The organism is Pseudomonas sp. Nvir, from assembly GCF_963778085.1.
Taxonomy (GTDB): Bacteria; Pseudomonadota; Gammaproteobacteria; order Pseudomonadales; family Pseudomonadaceae; genus Aquipseudomonas; species Aquipseudomonas juntendi.
Genome location: NZ_OY970405.1, coordinates 2,699,225 through 2,717,443, shown reverse-complemented (window position 1 = coordinate 2,717,443; position 18,219 = coordinate 2,699,225). Strand labels below are relative to the sequence as shown.

General features: G+C 67.5%; 14 protein-coding genes. 9 read left to right on the top strand and 5 right to left on the bottom strand.

What is annotated here, in order from left to right; genetic code table 11:
* Positions 1-530: 530 nt before the first annotated feature.
* The 4 genes from AACG97_RS13120 to AACG97_RS13105 form a co-directional block, all read right to left on the bottom strand.
* Positions 531-1,301: an IclR family transcriptional regulator gene (locus AACG97_RS13120; protein ID WP_029886042.1), complete on the bottom strand. Its 771-nt coding sequence runs from the start codon at positions 1,299-1,301 to the stop codon at positions 531-533.
* A 64-nt stretch (positions 1,302-1,365) separates the two neighbouring features.
* Positions 1,366-2,823, bottom strand: a complete 1,458-nt coding sequence (locus AACG97_RS13115) for an amidase (RefSeq protein WP_225785554.1) — start codon at positions 2,821-2,823, stop codon at positions 1,366-1,368.
* Positions 2,820-4,130, bottom strand: coding sequence for a citrate-proton symporter (locus tag AACG97_RS13110; RefSeq protein WP_197886586.1), 1,311 nt, complete (start codon positions 4,128-4,130; stop codon positions 2,820-2,822). The genes AACG97_RS13115 and AACG97_RS13110 overlap by 4 nt, the downstream gene beginning before the upstream one ends.
* Before the next feature lie 84 nt (positions 4,131-4,214).
* Positions 4,215-5,390: a M20 aminoacylase family protein gene (locus tag AACG97_RS13105; protein ID WP_009681746.1), complete on the bottom strand. Its 1,176-nt coding sequence runs from the start codon at positions 5,388-5,390 to the stop codon at positions 4,215-4,217.
* A gap of 295 nt (positions 5,391-5,685) precedes the next feature.
* Between AACG97_RS13105 and AACG97_RS13100 the strand changes: the two genes are divergently transcribed.
* Entirely contained in the window at positions 5,686-7,674 is a 1,989-nt protein-coding gene (locus AACG97_RS13100; protein ID WP_225785555.1) for a TonB-dependent receptor, read from the top strand.
* Positions 7,675-7,729: 55 nt separating this feature from the next.
* On the opposite strand, the gene AACG97_RS13095 is transcribed toward AACG97_RS13100, so the two are convergent.
* Complete coding sequence (locus AACG97_RS13095; protein ID WP_009681743.1) at positions 7,730-8,692, bottom strand: helix-turn-helix domain-containing protein; 963 nt, start codon at positions 8,690-8,692, stop codon at positions 7,730-7,732.
* Between the two features lie 235 nt (positions 8,693-8,927).
* Between AACG97_RS13095 and AACG97_RS13090 the strand changes: the two genes are divergently transcribed.
* From AACG97_RS13090 to AACG97_RS13055, 8 genes are all read left to right on the top strand, one after another.
* Positions 8,928-9,932 (top strand): class I SAM-dependent methyltransferase, encoded by a 1,005-nt coding sequence (locus tag AACG97_RS13090; protein WP_232109560.1) that lies wholly within the window; start codon positions 8,928-8,930, stop codon positions 9,930-9,932.
* 4 nt (positions 9,933-9,936) lie between these two features.
* Positions 9,937-11,217 (top strand): MFS transporter, encoded by a 1,281-nt coding sequence (locus AACG97_RS13085; RefSeq protein ID WP_197886514.1) that lies wholly within the window; start codon positions 9,937-9,939, stop codon positions 11,215-11,217.
* Positions 11,214-13,109 (top strand): thiamine pyrophosphate-binding protein, encoded by a 1,896-nt coding sequence (locus AACG97_RS13080; protein ID WP_232555165.1) that lies wholly within the window; start codon positions 11,214-11,216, stop codon positions 13,107-13,109. The genes AACG97_RS13085 and AACG97_RS13080 overlap by 4 nt, the downstream gene beginning before the upstream one ends.
* Before the next feature lie 14 nt (positions 13,110-13,123).
* A complete protein-coding gene (locus AACG97_RS13075; protein ID WP_232555164.1) occupies positions 13,124-13,582 on the top strand; it encodes a hypothetical protein in 459 nt (152 codons plus the stop codon).
* Positions 13,582-16,101: an aminotransferase class III-fold pyridoxal phosphate-dependent enzyme gene (locus AACG97_RS13070; protein WP_054881958.1), complete on the top strand. Its 2,520-nt coding sequence runs from the start codon at positions 13,582-13,584 to the stop codon at positions 16,099-16,101. Before AACG97_RS13075 ends, AACG97_RS13070 begins: the two co-directional genes overlap by 1 nt.
* Before the next feature lie 170 nt (positions 16,102-16,271).
* Positions 16,272-17,444, top strand: coding sequence for a molybdopterin-synthase adenylyltransferase MoeB (gene moeB, locus AACG97_RS13065; protein ID WP_047150226.1), 1,173 nt, complete (start codon positions 16,272-16,274; stop codon positions 17,442-17,444).
* A gap of 10 nt (positions 17,445-17,454) precedes the next feature.
* Complete coding sequence (locus AACG97_RS13060; RefSeq protein WP_009681733.1) at positions 17,455-17,865, top strand: Mov34/MPN/PAD-1 family protein; 411 nt, start codon at positions 17,455-17,457, stop codon at positions 17,863-17,865.
* A 44-nt stretch (positions 17,866-17,909) separates the two neighbouring features.
* Positions 17,910-18,182, top strand: a complete 273-nt coding sequence (locus AACG97_RS13055; protein WP_009681732.1) for a MoaD/ThiS family protein — start codon at positions 17,910-17,912, stop codon at positions 18,180-18,182.
* Positions 18,183-18,219: the final 37 nt, after the last annotated feature.

Below are 18,219 nucleotides of genomic sequence, written 5' to 3'. Positions count from 1 at the left end.
CGGCACCAGGAGCGTAGTGCTGTCCACTTGAGCAGTTGGGGCCGCTCCGCGACCCATCGCAGGCAAGCCAGCTCCCACAGGGATCGCCTTAGGGCTGACAGGTGTTTGTCAGAAGATATGCAGCGCCTGTGAGATCGAGCGCCGCCCGCGCGGCGCATCGCGAGCTGCGCTCGCTCCTACGTTTGTTTCGGGCAAGTAACCCCTGTGCCAGATGCGCGCGGCCGCCTTGTTCGTATGACGCGATTTTGAGGCATGCGCCAAGGCGTTCGCGCGCAAATCCCACAGGAATAATTGGCCCGAAACAAACGTAGGAGCGAGCGCAGCTCGCGATGCGCCGCGCGGGCGGCGCTCGCTCTAACAGGCGCTGCATACCTTGTGGCAAACACCTGTCAGCCCTGATGCAATCCCTGTGGGAGCTGGCTTGCCTGCGATGGGCTGAGCAGCAGCCCCGATCAGTGTGGCATCACCCTCAAGTAAGCAGCATCAGGCACCAAGAGCGGCCGTAGGGTGCGAAGGCACCGCCGCCAGCCTCAGGCCAACGCCCGCTGCACCTCGCCAACCGTGCTCGCCAGGCTGCTCAGGTGCAGGCTCAGTACCCGCTCGACAGGCGCCTGGTCCAACGGCCAGTGCAAGGCGATGCTCCCGGCCAGGCGGCCTTCGGCATGCACGGGCAAGGCAATGGCGCGAATCAGGTGCGGCAGGCGTACCGGGTACTCCCAGTGGCCCTCGGTGCGCTGGCCGAAACCTTTGTGTGCCTCTTTCTCGATATCGCGCAGCAACGCATCGTCCCCCAGCCGCGCATCGGCCGCCAGGCGTTGTACCTCCTCCAGCCCCAGCTCACCCAGGCAGGCACGGCCCATCGCCGAATGGAACAGGCTGGCATGATGGCCGACGATCTGGCAGGTATGCGGGTAACGCTTGCGCAGGATCTGCGGAATGGCGCTTTCCATGACCTCCAGCCGCTGACCATCGAAACACGACAGGTCCACTACCAACCCGGTACGTTCGCTCAACTCCAGCAGCATCGGCGCGGCGCGTTCCACCAGGCGCCGCTTGAAGCGCAACTGGCGGTCACCGTACAAGCGCCGCGAGCACAGCCGATAGCGCCGGTCGCTGAGGCCGCGATAAACCCAGCCCTGCACCTGCAAGGTAGCAAGCATGCGCGACACCGTGGCCTTGGGCAGTGTGGTCAGGTAATGCAGTTCTTCAAGGCCCAGTGCCTGGTGCTCGCCCAGCAGGTCGACGATGGCCAGCGCCCGCTCCACCGAACGCACGCCGCCACCTTCTGCCGTGATGCCCATGGGGATGACCTCCTGGTTGCCAGAGGGTCAGCATAGCCAGCAAAAAGCGCGCCTGGCCAGCACCTCATGGCGCCTGCAGGCTGGGCGGCGGGCAACGTTGCACCCAGCCGGTGAGTTGTTCATGGGCATAGGCCAACTGCAACACGGCATGGTCTGCCTGGGCCGGGCCAATGATCTGCAAGCCCATGGGCAAGCCGCCAGGGTTGAAACCGATCGGCACGCTCATGCTCGGCAAGCCGGCCAGGGTCGGCCCGATCACCACTTCCATCCAGCGGTGGTAGGAGTCCATGGGCCGCCCGCCTACCCGCTGCGGCCATGGCAGGCCCGCATCGAAAGGGAACACCTGGGCCGATGGCAGCAGCAGGAAATCGTAATGCTCGAACAGCTCAGCCATGGCGCGGTACCAGTCACTACGGTCCAGCGAAGCCTGGTACAGCGCTGCAGCACTCAACTGCAAGCCGCCTTCCACCTCCCACTGTGCTTCGGGCTTGAGCAGTGTGCGCCGGGCCGGGTCGGCATAGGCTGCGCTGAGGCTGCCATGCACCAGGAAGTGGCGGTGCGTGAGCCAGCACTGCCACAAGCGAGCCAGGTCGAATGCCGGTTGGCAGGCCTCGACCCGGCAGCCCAGCTCGGCGAAGTCGGCCAAGGCCGATTCGCACAGGCTCATCACCCCGTCATCCATCGGCAAGTAGCCGTTGTAGTCCCCCAGCCAGCCCACCCGTACGCCGCGCAGATCGCGCTGCAAGCCGGCAGCGAAATCGCGCCGGCCTTCACTCAGCGCCAGCGGTGCCCGTGCATCTGCCCCGGCCTGAACCGATAACAGCCGGGCCACATCGGTCACGCTGCGGCCCATCGGCCCCTCGGTGGCCAACTGCTGTACGAACAATTCCGGCGCAGGGCCGTGGGGCACCCGCCCCTGCGAGGGGCGCAGGCCGAACACGTTGTTGAACGCCGCCGGGTTGCGCAACGAGCCCATCATGTCGCTGCCGTCGGCCACCGGCAGCAGGCGCATGGCCAGTGCCGCCGCCGCGCCACCGCTGCTGCCCCCCGCCACCCGTGTCGGGTCGTAGGCATTGGTGGTGGTGCCGAACAAGATGTTGTAGCTCTGCGACCCCAGGCCGAACTCGGGCACGTTGCTTTTGCCCACGATCAAGGCGCCACTGGCCCGCACCCGCGCCACACTGATCGCGTCGTGCTGGGGAACCTGGTCGGCGAACAGCGGCGAACCGAGTGTGGTACGCAGCCCGGCCGTGGCCGCCAGGTCCTTGATGGCCTGGGGCATGCCATGCATCCAGCCGCGTGAATGGCCGCGGGCCAGTTCGCGGTCACGTTGGTCGGCCTCGGCCAGCAGTGCCGCGGCCGGGCGCAACGAGACCAGCGCATTGACCCGTGGGTTGCACCGCTCGATGTGCACGAGGTAGGCCTGCATCACCTCGCGACACGACAGCTGGCGGGCGTGTATGGCCTGGGACAAGGCTTCGGCGCCGAGGGCGACAATGGGGTCGATGACAAGCGGCTTCACGGTTTCACTCCAAGGTTGAAGGCGGCCCGGTTGCCCGCCCGGGGTGCGTCTTTCAGGCAGTAGGTAGCCAACAAGGTCAGCAGGCAGGCAAACAGTACATAGAACGATGGCGCCACCGGGGTTCCCAGCGCCTGGGTCAGCCAGGTCACGATCAACGGGGCAAAGCCACCGAATACCATGACGGCCACGTTATAGGCCACCGACACGCCGGTGGAACGCACCTCGACCGGGAACTGCTCGGCCAGGGCAGTCGGCGCCGGGCCGAAGAAGCCGCCGATGGCCGTGCACAGCAGCAATTGCATGACCAGCAGGCGCTCCAGGGATGGCGCCGCGGCGACCCATACATACAGCGGGTAGAGCATCACGAAGAACGCCAGGGTGAAGGCCATCAGCACCGGCCGCCGCCCAAAACGGTCCGACAGCGCCCCGGCCAGTGGAATGACCACCGTCATCAGGCCCACCGCGAGCATCTGCACCAGCAGCACCTGGTCCAACGGCAGGCCCAGGCTTTTGTGGGCAAACGTCGGCATGTTCACCAGCACCACATAGAACGACACTGTGGCGCCAGAAGCCAGGCCCATGGCCACCAGCAGGCTGCGCCGGTGTTCACGCAGCACCTGCGGCAGGCTGGGCGAGCGGCCCTTGGCCTGGCGGCGGGCCTCGATGAACGCCTCGGGCTCTTCCATGTGCTTGCGAATCCACAGCCCTACCGGGCCGATCAGCAGGCCCAGCACGAACGGGATACGCCAGCCCCAGCTGTCCAGCGCCGCAGGCGAGCACAGGTGGGTCACCAGCGCCACCATCGCCGCACCGCCGAACACCGCCAGGCATTGCCCCACCAGTTGCCAGGAACCGTACAGGCCCTTGCGGTGGGCCGGGGCACTCTCCACCAGGAATGCCGTGGCGCTGGCGTACTCACCGCCCGTGGCAAAGCCCTGCAGCATGCGCGCCACCACGATCAACAGCGGCGCGGCCATGCCAATGGCCAGGTAATCGGGGGCAAAGGCGATCATGGCGATCGACACGGTCATCAGGCGGATGATCAGCTGCATCGCTGCCTTGCGCCCCTTGCGGTCGGCGTACATGCCCAGCAGCACACCGCCCACCGGGCGCATGAAAAAGCCGACACCGAAGGTGGCCAGGGCCATCAGCAGCGAGGCGTATTCATCGTCGGAGGGGAAGAATTGCCGGGCAATGATGCTGGCCAGAAAGCCGTACACGATAAAGTCATACCACTCCAGGGCGTTGCCAATGACGGCAGCCACCACTTGCCGGGTACGCGACACGCCATTACTCGAAGTCTGCATAGGGAGCACTCCACACGGTGTTTGGGTGATCGCCCGGGCACGGTCGCACCCGGGTTCCAGCGGCAGTCTGTAAAAACGGCAGGATCAGGCAGGTGCTAGCCAGCGCTCTGCCAGCGCGCCCCAGTAGGCAGCGCCGGTCAGCAGGATGTCGTCGTTGAAGTCGTAGCCGGGGTTGTGCACCATCGGCCCCGCGACGCCGTTGCCGATGAACAGGTAGGCCCCCGGGCAGCGTTGCAGCATCCAGGCAAAATCCTCGCTGCCCATCAGCTTGCGGGTGTTGGTATCCACCGCGTCGGCGCCCAGCAACTCCACGGCTACCTGGGTGGCGAAGGCGTTTTCTGCCGGGTGGTTGACCAGCACGGGGTACGCCGGGCGGTGCTCGATGCTGGCGCGGCAGCCGAAGCTTTCAGCCTGGTGGGTGATGATCGCCCGCACCCGCTGCAGGGTCTGCGCCCGTACTTCAGCATCCAGCGCCCGCAGGCTCAGGCGCAGCAGTGCCTGTTGCGGGATCACGTTGGCCGCTTCGCCGGCCTGCAGGGCCCCCACCGTCACAACCGCTGCCTCCTGGGCATCGATATTGCGCGCCACCACGGTTTGCAATGCCAGCACCACACTGGCGGCGGCGACCAGCGGGTCGACGGTCAGGTGCGGCATGGAGCCGTGGCCCCCCACGCCGTCCAGGGTTACGGTGAGCAGATCTTGCGAAGCCATCATCGGCCCTTCCCGTAAGCCCAGCTGCCCCGCGGGCAACCCTGGCATGTTGTGCATGCCGAACAATGCATCGCAGGGAAAACGCGTCAGCAAGCCATCGGCCAGCATCGCCTCGGCACCACCCTGCCCCTCTTCTGCCGGCTGGAATATCAGCGTCAGTGTGCCGTCGAACTGCCGGGTGGCGGCCAAGTAGCGGGCGGCACCGAGCAGCATGGTGGTATGCCCATCGTGGCCGCAGGCGTGCATGCAGCCTTGGTGCTGGCTGCTGTAGGCGGCACCGGTGGCCTCATGGATGGGCAGCGCGTCCATGTCGGCACGCAAGCCCAGGCGGCGCTGGCTGCTGCCATGGCGCAGCACGCCCACCACGCCGGTCTTGCCGATGCCGGTGTGCACCTCGTAGCCCCATTGTTCCAGGTGGCCGGCGACCAGCGCTGAGGTGCGGTTTTCTTCGAAACCCAGTTCCGGGTGGGCGTGAATATCATGGCGGATTGCGTGCAGGTCGCTGGCCACCTCGTTCAGCCAGGCCAGGATGTGCTGATGTCGGGACATGTGCAGTCTCCTTGTGCGGGTGGTTTCCCGTTCTTGTTGTTCGCCTTGAGGTCACGACGGGTGAGGCAGGTCGTGCTGGCTGCCAGCTAAACCTGGCCTGCCGTGGCACACAACCGAAACTGGTTTCATGCTGCGGAACAAAAGCCTGGTGCTGGTGGTGCTCCATCCGCAGCCACGCATAGGAAACCGTCGCTGGCGCATAGGTTACAGACGCGAATGATTCTCGGTCAGGCGATACAATGCCGGCCGTTGCGTGCCCGTGCGGGGTGCGCGTTGCCAACATCGAGGAACGGGCATGGCCAGAACAACGCTGGTGGGGGTTTTCACAGGGCTGGTGGTCGCAGGCGGTATGACGCCGACGAGCGCGAGCGAACGGCTGGTGCTGGAAGACACGGTGGTGGCCAGCGACAAGCTTGAACAAGCCCGCGACCAGTTGCCTGCCAGCCTCTCGGTGATCGACGCCAGGACCCTGCATAGCACACCGGTGGACTCGCTGGAACAACTGGTGCGGCGCACCCCGGGGTTCACCTTCCAGCCCTTTGGCCAGTCGGGCACGCAACTGCCGGTGGTGCGCGGCCTGACCTCCAATGCCACGGCCTTCTCCAACTCGCTGCTGATGCTGGTCGACGGCGTGCCGGTGTTGCGCGGCCAAGGCTTCGACAATGACCTGGTGGGCGTCGAGCGCGTGGAGATCCTGCGCGGTCCGCAATCGGCACTGTACGGTCGCAACGCCGAGGCCGGCGTGCTCAGCGTGTTCACGCGCCAGCCGGGCGACGCCGACTACGCCCGGGTGGAAACCGGGCTGGGCAGCCGTGACAAGCGCCTGGTCAGCGCCGACCTGAGCACCGCGCTGATAGAAGGCACCCTGTATGCAGGCGCCGCCGGCCAATGGACAAGCCAGGACGGCTACCTGGACGACGACTTCGCCGGTGGCCAAGCCGACGACCGCGAGCGCCAGAGCGGCCGCCTGACCCTGCGCTGGACGCCGGACGCGCTCACCGACGCGACCCTGCGCTACAGCACCCTGAAATACCGCGACCAGGCCGCGCAATGGGGCAGCCGCACGGGCCGCGACCGGGCAGTGAATTCCGGGCTGGCCGGGCGTAACCACTCCAGCGGCGACACCTGGTCGCTGGACCTGCGCCGGCAACTGGGCGGCGACCTGGAACTGCGCTCGATCACCGCACGCAGCGTGTTCGACGACCGTCTACGCCAGGACACCGACTTCCAGCCAAGCGACCTCATGCACCTGGCCCGCGACTACCACTTCGAAACCCTGAGCCAGGAACTGCGCCTGAGTGGCAGCCACGGGCAAGGCCGCTGGCTGCTGGGCGCGTATGCCGACCGTGAAGACCACGACCTGGATTACCAGCAGAAACTGCCGATGGGGCTCAGCCGCACCCAGGCCGGCCTGGGGGGCAATACCGCCGCGCTGTTCGGCCAATGGCTGCAGCCGCTGTCCGGGGCCTGGTCGTTGACCTTGGGTGGCCGCTATGAGTACGCACGTGCCTGGATCGACCCGGCAGGCAACCGCAACCAGTCCGACAGCTGGCAGCACTTCACCCCCAAGGTGGCATTGCAGTATGCGCTGAGCGAGGATGCCCAGGCCTACGTCAGCTACAGCCAGGGCATGCGTGCGGGCGGCTTCAATGCCTTCGCCAGCAGCGCCGGCAACCCGGCATACGACCCGGAGCAGGTGCGCAGCCTTGAGGTGGGCCTGAAGGGCCTGACCGCGGACCAGCGCCTGCGCTACTCGGCGGCGCTGTACCGCATGCAGGTGCGTGACATGCAGGTACAGCAACTGGTGCAGCAGGGGCTGGTGTACATCACCAATGCGGCGGCGGCGACCTCCACCGGCCTGGACCTGGACCTGGAATACCTGCTGGGCGAACGCTGGACCCTCACTGCAGCGCTGGGGCTGAACCGCACCCGCTTCGAGCGGTTCCGCGAGGGGAGCAACGACTACGAGGATAACCGCAACCCGTTCGCCCCGGACTTCACCGGCCACCTGGGCCTGCGTTACGACGCCGATGCCGGCTGGTACGTACAGGGCGCGCTGAGTGCGGTGGGCAAGGTGTATCTGGACGCTGCCAATACCTATCGGCGCCCCGGCTACGGCCTGGTGGACCTGAGCGCTGGCTACCGCTTCGGGCAGTACACCGTCAGCACCTATGTCGACAACCTGCTGGACAAGCGCTACGACGCCCAGGGGCTGCTCAATGGCGCTGTGACCGTGTACAGCCCGCCACGCGAGGTGGGGATGAGGGTCAGCTTCGAGCTGTAGGGGGGGCGCGCCGCTGCGACCCACGCCATGGCCCGCAGCGGCGCCCTGACCGGGCTCAGCGCTTGCGCCCGAAGATCGACTTTGGTGACCGCCCGAAATAGCGGGTGAACGCCACGGTGAAGTTGTTCGGGTATTTGTACCCCACCTGCCACGCCGCCTGCGCCACCTGTTGCCCGGCCTCCAGCAAGGTCATGGCCTTGCGCATGCGCAATTCCAGCAGCATGCGTGCCGGTGTGGTGTCGAACAGGTAACGGAACCCCTCCTTGAGCTTGTGTTCGTTCATGCCCACCGCCGTGGCCAGGTAATCCACGGTCAACGGCTTGTCCAGTTGCTCGCACAACAGGTTGCGCGCCCGCTCGATACGCTGCACGTCGCTGGTACTCAAGGCCGCGGCGGTGCTGGGCGGCGGCGCCAGCAGGTTGAACTGCTCGGCCAGCAGGCTGAGGGTGTGGATATGCAGGTCCAGCCGGTGGGCCGGGTCCAGACCGCCCGGTTGCAGGTAGCGCACCAGCGCGGCGGCATGGGCTTGGGCGGCCTGGGAGCTGGGCCGGAAATCCAGGCGGTGCAACCGGCCGCTGCCCAGCACTTCAGTGGCCCGTGCCTCGCCCACGTACTTGCACAGCGTCGCGTGGTCGATCACCACGCGCAGTTGCGAAGCGGTTTCGTTGGCCTGGTAACGGCGCTCGCCAGGCGTGGCACGGAAGGCGGTGATGGTGGTGTGCCCCGCCTCGAACGCCAGGCTGCTGCCGTCCTGGCCGATGAAGCCGGATTTTCCCTGCAGCCCCACCGTCACCACCATCACGTGGCCGTCATGCGGCCCGCAGGTCTCCTCCACCAGCGGGCGTGTGGGGTGGTAATGCAGGCGCCCCAGCGACAGGCCTTGCTCCAGTTGCAGCAGGTCGGTGTGGCACTGCCCGTAGGCTTCGTCTAGTTGCAGGCGCAGGCGCCCGTCGGCGCTCAGCGAACGGTGCCGGGGCTGGTCCAGGCCCAGGCGGCAGGTGGCGTTGCTCGTGTTCATGAAGACATCCCTGAGGATCTGCGGCCGTCGCACCGCATAGAAACGGCTCCGGCTCGCATATTTTATGTGAATGATTCTTATTTAATATATACCACCCTTTGAGCTGATTCGGCCATGCCCCGTTTCGTTCTTTATCCGTGGGCCCGCAACGGCCACACACGCGACAACTACAGGAAGTTACCGTGACCCGACTTGCACCCCCCCCCGCGACCTGCACCCCACCGCCACCCACCCCTTGCAAGCCTGTTGGGACCTGCAACTGGGAGGGCTGGCGGCCGACGCCTTGCAGCTGGCGCTGGCACACGGCCTGTTCGATCACCTGCAGCAATACCTCGCCCCCGCCCAGGTGGCGCAGGCCCTGGACTGGCATGCCGAGAGCGCCGACTACTTCCTCGAACTGCTGTGGAGCCTGGACCTGCTCGAACGCCATGCTAAGCGCCCGGCGCGCTACCGCAATAGCCCGCTGGCCGACCGCCACCTGCGCAGCGACGCGGTCCAGTACTGCGGCGATGCCTTGATGTTCCGCCACCGCGTGCTGCGGGAAACCGGCGCACAACTGGACGGCTACCTGCGCACGGGCATGCCGCGCCAGGCGCCGAGTACCGCCCAGCTCGACCAGGGGTGGGCCAATGCCGCGCGCTTGCAGATCGCCCAGGAACAACGAGCGGTCACCTGCGACAGCGCCTGTGCCTTGCTGGCCAGCCTGCCGGAGTACCCACGCCTGCAACGCCTGCTCGACCTCGGCGGCGGGCCGGGCCTGGTGGCCATCGCCCTGGCCCGGCAACTGACGGCGCTCAGCGGCGTGGTCCTCGAATACCCCGAGACGGCACAGGTGGCCGCCGACAATATCGCCGCCGCCGGCCTGGGCGCCCGGCTGAGCGCGCGCGGCGCAGACCTGAACAGCGACGACATAGGCAGCGGCTACGACCTGATCTGGTGCTCGTCGGTGCTGCACTTCGTCGACGACCTGCCGGCCACCTTGCAGCGCCTGCACGCGGCGCTCGCGCCCGGTGGCCTGCTGGTGTGCTGCCAGGCTGAAGTGCCCCAGGCCCGTCAGGTCGCGGCCCAGGTGCTGCCCTACTACCTGCACATGCGCCTGCAAGGCCGCCACGTACTGGCCGAGGGCGAGCTGGCGCAGCTGCTGCGCGACAGCGGCTGGCGTGGTGTAGAGCAGGTCGATGGCGTGCGCTACCCACTAACGCCGGTAACGGCAGTCATCGCCCGCAAGGCCAAGGAGTGACACCATGACCCGCCCCCCTGTCATCGCCCTGCAACTGCTGTTCGGCTGGCTCAACCTGGCCTTGGCCGTGCCGAGCATCTACCTGATGTTCGGCCTGCCGCTGGTCATGCGCCAATACGGCTGGAGCGGGACCGAGATCGGTCTGTTCCAGCTGGCCGGGCTGCCGGCAGTGTTCAAGTTCCTCATGGCCGTGCCGGTGCAGCGGGTGCGCCTGGGGCGCTCGCCGTTGCCGCGCTGGCTGGCGTTGCTCGGTGGCGTGCTGATCGTGCTGTATGCGCTGATCGCCCGCGACAACCTCATCGAACAGCGCCTGGCGCTGTTCGCCATGACCTTCGCCATCAGCATCGTCGCCACCTGGATGGACATCCCACTCAATGCCCTGGCGGTGCAATGGCTGCCGCGCCACGAACAGGTGCGTGCCGGCAGCATCCGCGCCGCGGCCTTGTTCGTGGGTGCGATCGTGGGCGGCGGCGCGATGTTGCTGGTGCAGTCGCGCCTGGGCTGGCAGGCGCCGTTCGTGATCATGGGCGCGGCATTGGCACTGGGGGTGCTGGCGCTGCTGCTCGTCGCCAGGCGCCTGCCGAGCGTGCCCACACCGGCAGCCATGGCACCGGGCCTGGTGGCCGATTGGGCCGGCTTTTTCGGCCAGCCGGCGGCACGCCAGTGGACCTGGTTGCTGCTCAGCGCCTTCCCGTTCATCGGGGCGGCCTGGCTGTACCTTAAACCCCTGCTGCTCGACCAGGGCATGGCCCTGGAGCAGGTGGCCTGGCTGGTGGGCATTGCCGGGGGCACGCTGGGCGCATTTGCCAGCCTGGTGGGCGGGCGCCTGATTCCGCTGCTGGGCACGGCACGGGCGATTGTCCTGTACCTGCTGGCGGCGCTGCTGGCCTTGGGGGTGCTGGGCCTGGCGGTGTGGCTGCGGCTGGGCCAGCCCTGGCTGATCGCCGGTGCATTACTGCTGGCCTTGGCCATGGGGGCGGTGTCGGCGCTGATGTTCGGCCTGACCCTGTTCTTCAGCCGCCAGCAACGCAGCGCCAGCGACTATGGCCTGCAGTCGAGCCTGTTCGTGGTCACCCGTCTGGCCGCACCGGTGCTCGCCGGCCTGCTGCTCGACCGCCTGGGCTATGGCGGCCTGTTGGCCAGCCTGGGCGCGGGCCTGGCGCTGGCGCTGATGCTGGCGTGGCGGGTGCGCCACAGCATCGCCCGCAGCACCGACGCCCTGTTGCGCACCCCCGGCGACGCCGCCCCAGGCACCGCTTCCATCACCCTTGAGGGCAAACCATGAAGCCACACCGCTACGGCATCTGCCTGATCAGCCGCGATCCGGCGCTACGGGCCGACGTCAGCGCCGTGCTCGACCGGCTCAACCACTGGCTGGGGCATGAGACCCCGCACGCCAGCCAGCATTGGCCCGCCGCCCAGTTGCAGAGCCTGTACCGCCAGGTCGCCGGCCAGGCCGAAGCCTACCTGCGCCAACAGGCCAAGCCAGGTGCGCTGGCCCTGCAGCTGCTGGCCTTCGACGACCTTGCCCAGGCCCAGGCGGCGCTGGCCACCGCCTGCCCCTGCGACCACGTGCTGCTGGATACCCGTGACCTGCAAGCGCAACCCGAGCACGACCCCTTGGGCGTCCTGCTCGACACCCAGCCCGAAGCCCGCCGCTCGCCCAGCAGCGCCGTGCTGCTGTGCCATGCGCAGCACCTGCAGCACTGGCTGACCCGCCTGGGCGGCAACCGCCTGCTGCGCGTGCCCCACGAAGACCGCGCGCTGCGCCGCGCCGACCTGCTGCGCCTGTTCGTCGACCACCTTGAGCACGCCTACTGCAACCGCTTGCTGGCACGCACCACCCTGCAATCGGCTGAGCCGGTGAGCCTGGCCCGCGACATCCAGCAGCGCATGACCCAACGCTGGGGCCAGGCCTGGGATTGCCATTTCTTTACCGGCTCCATGGTCGCCGGCCTGCTCGACTCGCTGGGCGAACTGCTGCGGCCAACCGCCTGCGGTTTCCACAGCGCCTGCAACGAGCACGCCCTGGCGGTCAGCGCCCTGGCCGGCTGGCAGCTGTACCAACGGGCCTACGTGATCGTGATGACCTCGGGCATGCTTGACGAGATGCGCGGCACCCTGGCCAACCTCAAGCGCGCCGGTGCGCCGGGCCTGGTGGTCTGCGCCGACTCCCCGGAGTCGGTCTGGTTCGCCTTCCAGGGCACCCTGGACGCCGACAACGATGGCCATCAGGTCATCGCCGCCCGCGGCCTGTGGCAGCGCTTCGTGCGCCGCCCGGATGAAGCCGCGGCCTGTGTCGAACAGGCCTTCGCTGCCCTTGACCAACGCCCGGCGCCGACTTTCCTGTTCGCCACCCAGGCGGTGCTCGAATCCCGCGCGCAGTTGGAAGGCCCGCCCCCGCCCATGCCCGCCACAGCCATGCAGCAGGCGCTTACGGCACCGGAGTTGGCGGCGCTGGAGCAGTTGCTGGCGGTGATCAACCACACGCCTTCGCGCCTGCTCTGGCAATGCGGGCGGCTGGCTGCCGACGAGCGCCAGCGGGTGGTCGAACTGGCGCGCCGCGCTGGCATCGCGCTGGCCGACAGCATTGTCGCGCCCGGTAGCGTATGCGCCTATCAGGACCAGGAGCCGGTGCCCAATTACCTCGGGCCGCTGTCGATGTACGGATTCAGCCGCCGCGTGCACGCGTTTCTCGAAGGCACCGACAACGAGCCGGGCAAACCCTGGCTGATGTTCGTCAAAAGCAAGATCGACCAGTCCGCCACGCCCTACTCGGAAGGTCGCCTGCCCAGGCTGTTCCACATTGCCCAGGTCAACCACCAGCCCGGCCATATCGCGCCGTTTTGCGAGCTGCCAGTGCCGCTGGCCCTGAACAGGGTGCTCGACTACCTGGAGCCGCGCCTGGCCGTACCGGCCGCGCTGCTGCGCACCCGCCGCGAGCGGCTGCAAAGGTTGCAGCGCACCCGCGAGGTGCTGCCCAGCGACCAGATCGAAACCCTGCCGATGACGCCGAACTACTTCTTTCATCGCCTCGGCCAGTTGCTTGGCGAGCTGATCGAGTGTCACGGCTACCGCTACACCGGTGTCTACGACGTGGGCCGTTGCAGCCTGTCGGCCCTGCGTAACCTGCCCCGTACCGACGCCGCTTCTCCGGTTGGTACGGCCGGGCGCTGATGGGCGATGCGCTGATGTCGCTGCCCTACATAGCCCTGAACGACGAGCGCCATGTGCTGGCGTTCATTGGCGACGGTGCCCGCGCCCTGGTGCCGGACATCGAGCAGCGCCTGGCGATGAGCCTGGCCAGCAGCGCCGATGCCGGCCAGCGCAACGTCACGGTGATGTACCTGGCCAACGGCGTGCTGTCGATGATTCAGACCTACCTGGACAAACGCTATGCCTGCCACGGCGCCAGCCAGGTCAACGTGCCGCTGGCCGAGGGGCCGCTGTGGGAAGAGCGCGCGTTCGGCCCGCTGCGTGTCTGCCGCGCCCGCCTGCTGCAGTTCTGCCCCGACACCCTGCGCCAGGCGCTGACTGCGCCGGGGCGCCTGAACTTCTTCGACGTATGGCTGGGCCACAACTCCGAGGGCGATGGCTTGAGCCTGGTCTCGGAAACCGCCTGGAGCCGCCTGAACATGGAAAACTGCTGATGAAATTCGGATTCATTGCCCACCCCACCTCCACTGGCCTGCTGCATCAGGTCAAGCTGGTGGACATGCTCGACCGCACCCTGGAAGAACAGGCCTGGGGTTACCAGGCCGAGCGCTGGCAGCAGCGCAACCTGGTGCCGTTCATCGATTTCGGGCGCATCGTCAGCGCCTGTGGCGCCGAGTGCTCGGGAATGCTGCAGTTCGTGCCGCTGACCGCCGAGCAGATGCTGCGCCAGCCGCGCGCGATTGCCGAACGGGTGCTGCAGGGCGTGGCCGCGCTCAAGGCCGAAGGCGCCGAACTGGTGGGCCTGGGCGGCTTTACCGCGATCGTCGGCAACCGCGGCGTGGCGACCATGCAGCAGGCCGAGGTGGCCGTTACCACCGGCAACTCGCTGACCGCCTTCGCCGCCTACGCCAACCTGATGGACAGCCTGCGCCTGCTGGGCATCGCCGCAGCGGACGCCGAGGTGGCGGTACTCGGCTACCCCGGGTCGATCGCCCTGGCCGTGGCGCGGTTGCTGGCCGAACAGGGCTGCCGGCTGCGCCTGGTGCACCGGGGCAACGCCCAGCAGGCCCAGGCGCACCTGGAATACCTGCCCAGCCAGTACCACGCCCAGGTCACCCTGCATGACAACCTTGAAGACTGTTACGCCCAGGTGCGCTTCTATGTAGCCGCGACGTCCAGCGGCGGCCTGATCGACCCACGCCGGCTGCTGCCAGGCTCGGTGGTGCTGGATGCCGCCTTGCCCAAGGACGTGATGGACGTGCCCCACCAGCGCCGCGACATCCTGCTGGTGGACGCCGGCCTGGTCTCCGCCAGCCCCGCCGTGCACCTGGGGCTGCGCAGCCTGGGCCTGGAGCCCAAGCGCAGCCTCAATGGCTGCCTGGCCGAAACCATGATCCTGGCGCTGGAGGGCCGCGCCGAGCCATTCTCCCTGGGCCGTGAGTTGCCGGTGCACAAGGTGCTGGAGATCGGCCGCATCGCCGAGCGTCACGGCTTCAGCCCTTCGCCCATGACCCATGACGGCGAAGTGCTCGCCAGCGAGGCCTTCGACCGCCTGCACCGCCACCACCACCCGCGCCGTGCGCTACGCGCCAGCGACGCCACCGACGAGCCCCTGGCCTTGCGCCGCGAAGTGCTCAACAGCTTTGCCGAGCACATCAACCCGGTGCTGCGCGAGTTCTACCGGTTCAACCATATCGAGCGTGTCTTCAGCCAGGGCCAGGGCTGCTGGCTCACCGACCTGGACGGCCGGCGCTTTCTCGACTTCGTCGCCGGCTACGGCTGCCTCAACACCGGCCATAATCACCCAGCCATCAGCCAGGCCTTGCAAGGCTACCTGCAGGCGCAATTTCCCACCTTCATCCAGTACCTCTCGGCGCCATTGCACGCCAGCCTGCTGGCCCAGCGCCTGGCGGCACTGGCGCCCGGTGGGCTGAACCGGGTGTTCTTCAGCAACTCCGGAACCGAGGCGGTAGAGGCGGCACTGAAACTGGCCCTGGCCGCCAGCGACAAGCGCAGCGTGGTCTACTGCGACAACGGCTACCACGGCAAGACCCTGGGCGCACTGTCGGTGACCGGCCGGGCCAAGCACCGCACCCCCTTCGAGCCCCTGCTGCCGCGCTGCGACAGCCTGCCCTTCGGCGACCTGCACGCGTTGCGCAGGCGCCTGGAGCAAGGCGACGTGGCTGCCTTCATCGTCGAGCCGATCCAGGGCGAAGGCGGCGTGATCCTGCCACCGCCTGGCTACCTGGCTGGGGTTCGTGCGCTGTGCGATGAGTTCGACTGCCTGTGGATACTGGACGAGATCCAGACCGGCCTGGGCCGCACGGGCAAGCTGTTCGCCTGTGAGTGGGACAATACCGCGCCAGACATCATGGTGCTTTCCAAGTCGCTGTCCGGCGGCCTGGTGCCAATCGGTGCCACGTTGTCGCGCGACGCCGTGTGGGAACGTGCCTATGGCGATATCGACAGCTTCGCCCTGCACACCTCGACCTTCGGTGGCGGTAACTTCGCTGCCGCCGCGGCCCTGGCGGCGCTGGATGTGCTGGAGCAGGACGGCCTGTGTGCCAATGCCGCCGAAGTGGGGGCGTTTCTGCAGGCCGGCTTGCAGCACCTGGTGGACCGCTACCCGTTCCTGGTGGCGGTGCGCGGCCGCGGGCTGATGCTGGCGATCGAGTTTCACCAGGACATGCGCGGCGGCGTGCAGGCGTTGGTCAAGGAACTGGCGGGGCGCATACCGGGCCAGGCCATGGCCACCTACCGCATGCTGTCGGGCGCTGCCCGCGCGCACCTGGAGGCCGCCGCCCAGGCATTGGAGCAGAACCTGGAAGACATGTTCGTGCTGCGCTTCATGACCAAGCTGTCCGAGGAACATGGCGTGCTCACCTTCGTTACCGCCAACAACAACCGGGTGATGCGTATCCAGCCGCCGCTGGTGCTCACGCGCGAGGAAGCCGAATGCTTTCTGAGCGCCTTCGCCAGCGTCTGCGAGGACTTGGCCACGTTCCAGTCGTGAGCCACGGGGGCTGCCACGCAGCCCCTTTGCGCCCTGCCACCGCCCCGCCGACAAAACCCATAGTTTTACCGCGCTTTGCCATACGAATCGGGCCGCTCGGCGGATTGAACCGGCGGCTCACACAATTGAAAATGGTTCCAGTTCGTATCTACTGAATGGAAGAAAGCGATATGACCTTACTGCCTCTGGTCGAGCCCGCAGCCGAGCTCAGCCGCGAAGAAGTGAACCGCTACAGCCGTCACCTGTTGATTCCCGACATCGGCGTACTCGGCCAGCGCCGCCTGAAGAACGCCAGGGTGCTGGTGATCGGCGCCGGCGGGCTGGGCTCGCCGACCCTGCTCTACCTCGCCGCAGCCGGCATCGGCACCCTGGGCGTGATCGACTTCGACCGGGTCGACGAGTCCAACCTGCAACGCCAGGTGATTCACAGCGTCGACACCCTCGGCGAGCTCAAGGCCGAGAGCGCTCGCCAGGCCATTGCCCGCCTCAACCCGCTGGTCAAGGTGCACACCCATACCGAACGCCTTGAGGCGGACATGGCCGTGGAGCTGTTCAGCGGCTACGACCTGATCCTCGACGGCACCGACAACTTCGCCACCCGCTACCTGGTCAACGACGCCTGCATCCTGGCCGACAAGCCCTACGTATGGGGCTCGATCTTCCGCTTCGAAGGCCAGGCGTCGGTGTTCTGGGAGAATGCCCCGGGCGGTCGCGGCTTGAACTACCGCGACCTCTACCCGGAGCCACCGCCGCCGGAGCTGGCGCCTTCCTGCGCCGAAGGTGGCGTGCTCGGCGTGCTGTGCGCGGCCATCGCCTCGATCATGGCTACCGAAGCGATCAAGCTGCTGACCGGCATCGGCGAGCCACTGCTGGGCCGCCTGATGGTCTACGACGCGTTGCAGATGAGCTACCGCGAGCTGCCCTTGCGCCGTTTGCCGCAGCGCCAGCCGGTCACCGCCCTGGGCGACTACCAGGCGTTGTGCGGGCTGGACCGACCCGCTGCCAGTGATGCAGCGCCCGTGCCGCAGATCAGCGCGGTGCAGCTCAAGTCGCTGCAGGATGCCGGACGCGCGCCGGTGATCATCGACGTGCGCGAGCCGACCGAATGGGACATCGTGCGCATCGACGGCGCGGTGCTCATGCCCAAGTCTGCGCAGGTGGCGACGCAGATCGTCGAGCGCTACGGCCACGACACCGACCTGGTGATCACCTGCAAGTCGGGCATGCGCTCCAAAGCCGTGGCCGGCGACCTGCAACGGCTCGGCCACGGCAGGGTGCGTGACCTGCAAGGCGGCGTGCTGGCGTGGGTGCGCGAAGTGGAACCGGCCCTGCCGAGCTATTGAGGGCGCCCGCATGGTTCTGCGCATCACCGCTCAGGCCCTGGAACAGGTAAGGCACCTGGCCCAGGCCGCGCATCCCATCGAGGCCTGTGGGCTGATTGCCGCCGCCAGCGGCGAGCCGCTTGCACACAGGGTGGTACCGATGCGCAACCAGGCCGCCAGCCCCACCTGGTTCAGCTTCGATCCGCGCGAGCAGTTGCAGGTCTGGCGTGAGCTGGATCAGCGCGACGAAGACTGCCGGGTGATCTACCACTCGCACACCGCCAGCGAAGCCTGGCCAAGCCGCGAGGATATCGCCCTGGCCAGCGACCCCCAGGTGCATTACCTGATCGTCTCGACCTGGGGCGAGGCGCGGCACGCCGCGCGCAGCTTTCGCATCATCGACGGACGGGTGTTCGAAGAGCCCCTGTGCGTCCAGCCCTGACCCTTGCCGGCCCCCGGCACAACGTGTACCACAAGGAGAAAAGCATGTCGGTTTCCGTGATCGTCCCCACCCTGCTGCGCCCACTCACCGACGGCCAGAAGCAGGTCCAGGCCCAAGGCGATACCGTGCGCCACATCATCGAGCACCTGGACAGCCGCTACCCCGGCATCAAGGCCCGCTTGGTGAAAGACGACCAGGTGCACCGTTTCGTCAACATCTACGTCAACGACGACGACATCCGCTTCGCCGACGGCCTGGCCACGCCTATCCGCCCCGGTGACCAACTGACCGTACTGCCCGCCGTGGCCGGCGGCTGACCCACCGCTCACCGCTTCGCGGGCCCGCCCGCGAAGC